Genomic DNA, 6,953 nt, shown 5'->3' with positions numbered 1-6,953 from the left:
ACAGGTGCCCGAAGGTCTTCCTGTCAGCCATCGCCCTCGCAGCACTCGTCATCTACTGGCTATGAGTCCTGACCCTAGGGTGTCGACACGTGCGGAAATGACGTCTTCTGCTTCTTTGACTTCTATTCTTATAACGACACCCTCTCTTTTAGAATTAAGCACGATTAAGTTGTCGGACAGCGCGTTTATTGCTGTCGTCAGTCGATCATTTTCCAGCCAATCGTATACACAGTCCGGCTGAACATATTCGACATGTGTTTTATCGTCTAACCCTACGATAATCTCCCCCCCGGAAGTGTTGGCAAAAGCCGAAATCTCTCGAAATAGATTTGCCAGAACCGCCTTCTTACTCGGTTTTTGTTCTCTATGAAAATCTTTGTACTCGATGAAGTGATCTTCGGCAGTCGCCAATTGGCTCTCCTTTCCTCGTTGCAAGTAACCCATTACTCATACCAAATTGCAGACATGATTATCATCTACTCAATTTTCGCCAAGCCCTGCTTTAAGCTGAAACAGATTGTGTGCTGTCGAGCATGCAAATTCTCTCGGAGTATTAGTTTCGAATTCAAAGCCCCCCTTCACCCGCCCCCCCCGCACCAGATTGATCTGTACACGCGGCCGCTCTCACGGTTTAGTGCCTCGACACATCGGCTCAGGGGACCCCATCAATGAAAGTCGCAACCGCAGCGTATAATCTCGACTGGCTCGACAGCTGGGCGCAGTACGAGGACAAGCTGGACCGTTGGGTTGCCGAGGCTGCCGGGCAGGGGGCCGGGCTGCTGGTGTTCCCCGAATACGGCGCGATGGAGGTGTCGACGCTCGATGGTGCCGAGGTGGCGGGTGATCTTGAACGCTCGATCCGCGCGGTTTCCGACCGGTTCGAGGATATACAAAATTTGCACTCGCGCCTCGCAAGTGCGTACAAAACGTACATTCTGGGCGCATCGGCCCCGGTTGTGGATGGGTCCGGCCGCCCGGTGAACCGCGCCGCGTTCTACGCCCCGGACGGTGGCCGCGACCATCAGGACAAGCAGATCATGACCCGCTTTGAACGCGAGGACTGGGACATTGCGCCGGGTGGTCCGCTCAAGCTGTTCGACACCGCACTGGGTAAAATCGGTGTTCTGATCTGCTATGACAGCGAGTTTCCCCTGCTGGGCCGCGCACTCAGCGAAGCGGATATGATCCTTGTCCCGTCCTGCACCGAAGCGCTGTCAGGGTATTGGCGTGTTCGCATCGGGGCAATGTCAAGAGCCTTGGAAAATCAATGCGTTACGGTTATGACGTCACTGGTCGGAGCCAACGACTGGTCCGTAGCTGTGGACATGAACACCGGCATGGGCGGCGTTTTCGGCCCGCCGGACAAAGGGTTTCCGGCCACCGGGGTGCTGGCCGAGGGCACTCTGAACCAGCCCGGATGGACCTATGCGGATGTCGACCTGTCCGCCATCGCCGCGGTCCGCGCCGATGGGCACGTGCTGAACCGGACCCATTGGCCAGAGCAGGACGCCCGAGTCGAAACGGTCACATTATCCACCCTTTAGATGAATCCGCCCTTGAAATAAGGGAAAAATAGGCTCATTTAAGCGCACATCCCCGCAGATTCTGCGGGCGCAACCTAATGATGGAGACAACATGGCCAAGGAAGATACGCTCGAATTTCCCGGTGTCGTGAAGGAACTCCTGCCTAATGCGACGTTTCGGGTCGAGCTGGAAAACGGCCATGAAATCATCGCACATACGGCAGGAAAGATGCGCAAGAACCGCATCCGTGTTCTGGCCGGCGACAAGGTTCAGGTCGAGATGACCCCCTATGATCTGACCAAGGGTCGGATCAACTACCGCTTCAAATAACGCCTGCCGAGATGGCGTTTATCCTGGGATCGGGCAGCCCAAGGCGGCTGGACCTGCTGGCGCAGCTTGGCGTGCAGCCCGACGCCATCCGCCCCCCTGACATCGACGAAACACCGCTGAATGGTGAGCTTCCTGTTCCCTATTGCAACCGCATTACGCGTGAAAAAGTAATGGCAGTTCAATCGGATAGCGGTGACATCACGCTTTGCGCGGACACGACAGTTGCACTGGGGCGGCGTATTCTGGGCAAGCCCGAAGATGAGGGTCAGGCCGCAGAGTTCCTGTACGCTCTGTCCGGTCGCCGCCACCGGGTGATCACCTCGGTCGCGGTTCGGCGCGGGGATCGCATCCTGCAACGCGATGTCGTCTCGCAGGTCAAGGTCAAACGCCTGTCTGACGTTGAAGTCAACGCTTATCTGGCGACCGGTGATTGGCAGGGCAAAGCCGGGGCCTACGCGATCCAGGGCCCTGCTGGCGCATTCATCCCATGGATTTCGGGCTCGTTCACTGGCATCGTGGGGCTGCCCCTGTCCGAGACCGCCGCCTTGCTGCAAGGGATCGGCTACCCACTATATCGCGAGGCATCATGAAAGGTCGCACCATCGTTCTGGACCATATCCAAGGCCGCGAGGCCGCGGCATTGATGGTCGACGGAAAGCTTGATGATCTCCTGATTGCCGCCGACGCGCCGGCACCCGGCACCATCTATCGTGCCCGCGCCGATCGACCGGTCAAGGGGCAGGGCGGCATGTTCCTGACGACACCCGACGGCCCGGCTTTTCTTCGACAGGTCAAAGGGTTAGCGCCGGGTGCCACGCTTCTGGTGCAGGTGGGCGGATATGCCGAGCCCGGCAAGGCCATCCCTGTAACCAACCGCATCCTGTTCAAAAGCCGCTTTGCCATTGTCACACCCGACGCGCCGGGCCTGAACATCTCGCGCAGCATCAAGGATGAAGACAAGCGCGATCAACTGCTTGAAATCGCGCATGAACAAATGGGCGACAGCCCCTACGGGTTGATCCTCCGCTCCTGCTGCATGGATGCGGATGCCGGTGACATTGCCGACGACATTTCGGCCATGCTTGCGCAAGCTGAACAAGTGATGACGGACGAGGGCTCCGACGTCGAACTGCTCAGCGAAGGTGACAGCCCGCATATCCTCGCATGGCGCGACTGGACCGATCCTGCCGAGGTTGTGACGAAAACCGGCAGTTTTGAAACCCATAGTGTGCTGGACGCGCTGGATGTCGCCCTTGGTGTTTCCGAGCCTCTCCCCGGAGGCGGATACCTCTATATCGAACCGACCCGCGCGTTGGTGGCCGTTGACGTGAACACAGGCGCGGATACGTCGCTGGCGGCCGGGACAAAAGCCAACTTCGCTTGTGCCAAAGCTTTGCCACGTGCATTGCGTGTGCGCGGGCTGGCAGGGCAGATTACTCTGGATCTGGCTCCGATGCCCAAGAAAGACCGCCGAGGGTTCGAATCCGCCCTGCGTGCGGCCTTCAAGTCGGATCCGGATGAGACGATATTGGCGGGATGGACACCTCTGGGTCATTTCGAATTGCAGCGCAAACGCAGCCGGTTACCTGTCGCTGAGGTCCTGAAATGAGCTGCCCGATCTGCGGAGAAGAAACGCAAAAGAAGTTCCGCCCGTTCTGTTCGAAACGCTGCGCAGACATTGATCTGGCCAAGTGGCTGAACGGCTCTTACGCGGTCCCGTCTCAGCGCGAAGACGACCCTGAGTCCGCGGCCGATGCGGACGAACACAATACAATGCGACCGCACTGAAAAAATGTAAAAAAGCCTCTGGACACTGCCGGTAGCAAGTCATAGAACGCCTCCACCCAACGACAAATGTCGTTCCCGTGCCCGGGTAGCTCAGGGGTAGAGCAGTGGATTGAAAATCCTCGTGTCGGTGGTTCGATTCCGCCCCCGGGCACCACTTCAAAATCCAGTAGCGTCCAGTAGCGTCCAAATGATTGTAATCCTTGGATTCCGAGTCCAGCGGTGTCCAGCCAAAACCCGTGACAGCCGAAAAAATAGGGGGTATATTGCAGGGTATCTAAAATTTGATCCCGGTTTTGACTAGTGCCCCTCTTTGATGTTGCCATCCGCAATCTGAAGTCCCGTGACAAGCCCTACAAGGCCAGCGACTCGCACGGGCTCTACCTTCTGGTAAATCCAACAGGATCAAGGCTTTGGCGTTTCAAGTATCGGTTTAACGGGAAAGAGAAACTGCTGGCGCTTGGAAGTTACCCGCTTGTCGGTCTCAAGCTCGCGCGAGACAAACGCGACGAGGCGCGGCTTTTGCTCGTCGAGGGGTATGATCCCGCGGCTGAACGCAAGCGGCGGAAGCGGCAGGAATTCCTTGAGAGAGGGATCTCCTTTTCTGACCTCGCGGCAGAGTACCTCGACAAGCTGAAGCGCGAGGGACGCGCTGCCCAGACGCTGAAAAAGCTGGAGTGGATCGTGTCTCAGGCTGAGGTACGGCTCGGCGAGATGGAGGTGAAGGAAATTGAAACACAGGACATCTTGGCGTGCCTTCGTGTCATTGAAGCAGATGGCAAGTTCGAGACGGCAGGGCGTGTCAGATCCACCATTGGCGCGATCCTGCGTTACGCGATTGCAACGGGGCGCGCGACAACCGATCCAACGCAGGCCCTGAAAGGTGCGTTGGTCAGCCCGAAGAAGAAGCATCGGTCTGCGTTGACCGACAAGCGCGAGATCGGGGCACTGATGCGTGCCATTGACGGTTACTCCGGAGAGCCCAAGACAGCGATTGCTTTGCAACTCCTAGCGCTCCTAGCGCAACGACCGGGCGAGTTGCGTCTTGCCTCCTGGGACGAGTTTGAACTCGAGGAGGCAACGTGGCGGATCCCAGCAGAGCGGATGAAGATGCGCCGCCCCCACCGCGTGCCGCTGCCGCGCCAAGCAGCGGATTGGTTGCGGGAACTTGAGAGGTATCGGCAAAAAAGCGACTTGTTATTCCCGTCGACGCGGAACTGGAAAAAGCCTGTCTCGGAGAACACATTCAACCAGGCTCTTCGTCGGATGGGGTTCGACAAGGATACGATCACGGCACACGGGTTCAGGGCAACTTTTTCAACGCTGGCCAACGAGGCTGGCAAGTGGAACCCGGACGCGATCGAGCGCGCGCTCGCCCATGTTGACGGCAACGATGTGCGCCGGGCATACGCGCGCGGTGAACACTGGGACGAGCGGGTGGAGTTAGCGCAGTGGTGGGCGGACGAGCTTGATTCCTACCGTGAGTTGGTAAGGTCGAATGACTGAAAAAACGTCGTCTCCCTTCGGGGCACTATGGAATGAATACATGCCCGCTGATGCGGGGCAAAAGCTCATTGACGCCGCAGATCGCCCATTGGCGGACGGAGTAACCGCTAATCACGTTCGGGATGGGCTTTGCTTCGCCGCGAAGGTTTCAGTTGCTGCGTTGAGAATTCCAGTGAAAGCCGAAGCCCGTCGCAAGCTGGAAAGCGCGCGAAACGCGCTCGCCAAGTACGATATGATCATGCGAGACCTCGATGCCGAGGGACTACCAGTACCGAGCCTGCCTTATGGATGGTTCAAACAGGCTAGTGATCACTTAGACGCGCTGTCTCGTGAAAGCGGAGGGAAGCGCCGTACTTATCACGTAAGAACGCACGTCTATCCGTACCTCCTTGCCCTCTACGAACTCAGCTTCGCGGAAGTACCAACTGCCTACTATTACGATGCTGAGCAAAAGGATGGGCCGGCACTCTCTTTCGTTCGGCAAGCCGCTTTAGAATTGGATAAGGCCTACGCAAAGATGTTCGCCAGGTCGCGGGTCACTTCCGCGCTGCTGGGCGATGGTCAGCAGGGCACCTTGTTCGTATCACTTCCGGAAAGAGACTCGTTGCGGCGGGCATTGGAGCCCTTCATAAAGGCGCGTGCCGACATCCCCACCTGGTTCAATGTCGATACCGGCACTGAAAGTGACGAGGCCTCTGCCTACCGGTACGCACACAACCTGCTGAAATTCAGGGTTTTTCAAACAGCATGAGTTAGGGAATTTGCCTGCGAAAATTATTGGAGCGGGTCCTTAGCTTGTCTATTCATGAACGTTCTAGGATCGCCTTGCACCACCACGGTGCCGATAGTTTGCGAGGTGCTCCATGAATTCTACCCACCACACTTCCAAGCCCTGGGTGGACTGCCCGCCGAGCGGGCGTCTTCTGCGCCCCCAGGAAGTCTTTGATCGCACGGGGCTTAGCCGCTCTCAGGTCTATGCCATGATCGCAGATGGGAGCTTCCCGCCCTTCCTTAAGGTTTCGACCCGCGCAGCTGCCATGCCGGAAGCGTGGCTCGAGTGCTTCGTGAATGATCGTGCGCAGGCGGCATTGATGGACATCCGTTAAGCCGCCCTCCGACACACATTAACAAACAAGATTGAACGCAATGCTTCGGAACGTCCCTCCGGGCGCCCGGTGACCTGCGCGCGGGTCACATGATCTCGAAAGAAAGGAAATAATCCATGAACACGTCGACTGTTGATCTCATTGGAATCCTGCGGCCTGATGAGTTAGAGGCACATAGGGCAAATCTTGCGCAGAAAGCTTCGCTGCTCGCGTCGATGCCTAGTCCGAAAGAAATCGAGGAGAACTGGCCCATCTTCCTGGAATGGCAGTTCTCGTGTGGCGCAGAGGTGAGCCCATCCTCTCTCTCACAAGTTTTTGAGGACCAGCCTGAAGTGCATCTGGGCGAGTTCTTCCAATTCTGGCACCTCTTCCAGGATATCTACCTGGCGGTCCTGACCTACCGGGGCGCGATGACCATGGAGGGCGTTGTCGATAGTAGGCAGTAGTGCCCGTTCCGCCGCTTACCCCCCCAAATTGAACCTACCACCCCAAGAAGTGTTCCCAATGCGTCGTCGCTTTTGGGTAAAAGGAATTCGTCATTAGATGGCCAAAGATAACGACTATTGCCTTAGGGTCAGGACCCATTGATTTCCGCATTGCGGCGTGATTCACGGTTCGAAAAACGAGCGGTGACCATGTCTGATCTTTTCTGGCTGACGGATGCGCAGATGGCGCGTCTTGAGCCCTTCTTCCCCAAGTCTC

Annotated in this window: 10 protein-coding genes and 1 tRNA gene; 10 read left to right on the top strand and 1 reads right to left on the bottom strand. The window is 57.4% G+C overall.

Features of this window, described 5'->3' with window-relative positions; translation table 11 throughout:
- Window positions 1-48: 48 nt before the first annotated feature.
- Window positions 49-411: an ATP-binding protein gene (locus tag I9188_RS20080; protein WP_209599754.1), complete on the bottom strand. Its 363-nt coding sequence runs from the start codon at window positions 409-411 to the stop codon at window positions 49-51.
- 257 nt (window positions 412-668) lie between these two features.
- Here I9188_RS20080 and I9188_RS20075 point away from each other — a divergent pair, with 257 nt between their 5' ends.
- From I9188_RS20075 to I9188_RS20030, 10 genes are all read left to right on the top strand, one after another.
- Window positions 669-1,544, top strand: a complete 876-nt coding sequence (locus tag I9188_RS20075) for a carbon-nitrogen hydrolase family protein (protein WP_209599753.1) — start codon at window positions 669-671, stop codon at window positions 1,542-1,544.
- Between the two features lie 91 nt (window positions 1,545-1,635).
- Entirely contained in the window at window positions 1,636-1,854 is a 219-nt protein-coding gene (gene infA, locus I9188_RS20070; protein WP_005978431.1) for a translation initiation factor IF-1, read from the top strand.
- Between the two features lie 11 nt (window positions 1,855-1,865).
- Window positions 1,866-2,444, top strand: coding sequence for a Maf family protein (locus tag I9188_RS20065; protein ID WP_209508064.1), 579 nt, complete (start codon window positions 1,866-1,868; stop codon window positions 2,442-2,444).
- On the top strand, window positions 2,441-3,463 hold the full coding sequence (locus tag I9188_RS20060) for a ribonuclease E/G (RefSeq protein WP_209508066.1): 1,023 nt from the start codon (window positions 2,441-2,443) through the stop codon (window positions 3,461-3,463). The genes I9188_RS20065 and I9188_RS20060 overlap by 4 nt, the downstream gene beginning before the upstream one ends.
- On the top strand, window positions 3,460-3,642 hold the full coding sequence (yacG, locus tag I9188_RS20055; RefSeq protein WP_209508068.1) for a DNA gyrase inhibitor YacG: 183 nt from the start codon (window positions 3,460-3,462) through the stop codon (window positions 3,640-3,642). Before I9188_RS20060 ends, yacG begins: the two co-directional genes overlap by 4 nt.
- Before the next feature lie 79 nt (window positions 3,643-3,721).
- Window positions 3,722-3,796, top strand: a tRNA-Phe gene (locus tag I9188_RS20050).
- 146 nt (window positions 3,797-3,942) lie between these two features.
- Window positions 3,943-5,145 (top strand): integrase arm-type DNA-binding domain-containing protein, encoded by a 1,203-nt coding sequence (locus I9188_RS20045; RefSeq protein WP_209508070.1) that lies wholly within the window; start codon window positions 3,943-3,945, stop codon window positions 5,143-5,145.
- Window positions 5,138-5,896: a hypothetical protein gene (locus I9188_RS20040; protein WP_209508072.1), complete on the top strand. Its 759-nt coding sequence runs from the start codon at window positions 5,138-5,140 to the stop codon at window positions 5,894-5,896. Before I9188_RS20045 ends, I9188_RS20040 begins: the two co-directional genes overlap by 8 nt.
- A gap of 112 nt (window positions 5,897-6,008) precedes the next feature.
- The gene (locus tag I9188_RS20035) at window positions 6,009-6,251 is read left to right on the top strand and encodes an AlpA family phage regulatory protein (RefSeq protein WP_209508075.1); all 243 of its coding nucleotides are present in this window, start codon (window positions 6,009-6,011) and stop codon (window positions 6,249-6,251) included.
- A gap of 116 nt (window positions 6,252-6,367) precedes the next feature.
- On the top strand, window positions 6,368-6,697 hold the full coding sequence (locus I9188_RS20030; RefSeq protein ID WP_209508077.1) for a hypothetical protein: 330 nt from the start codon (window positions 6,368-6,370) through the stop codon (window positions 6,695-6,697).
- Window positions 6,698-6,953 lie beyond the last annotated feature (256 nt).

This window comes from Ruegeria sp. HKCCSA071 (assembly GCF_017872555.1).
Taxonomy (GTDB): domain Bacteria; phylum Pseudomonadota; class Alphaproteobacteria; order Rhodobacterales; family Rhodobacteraceae; genus Ruegeria.
Note: the sequence above shows the minus strand (reverse complement) of the source record. Positions and strands in the feature narration are given on the sequence as shown.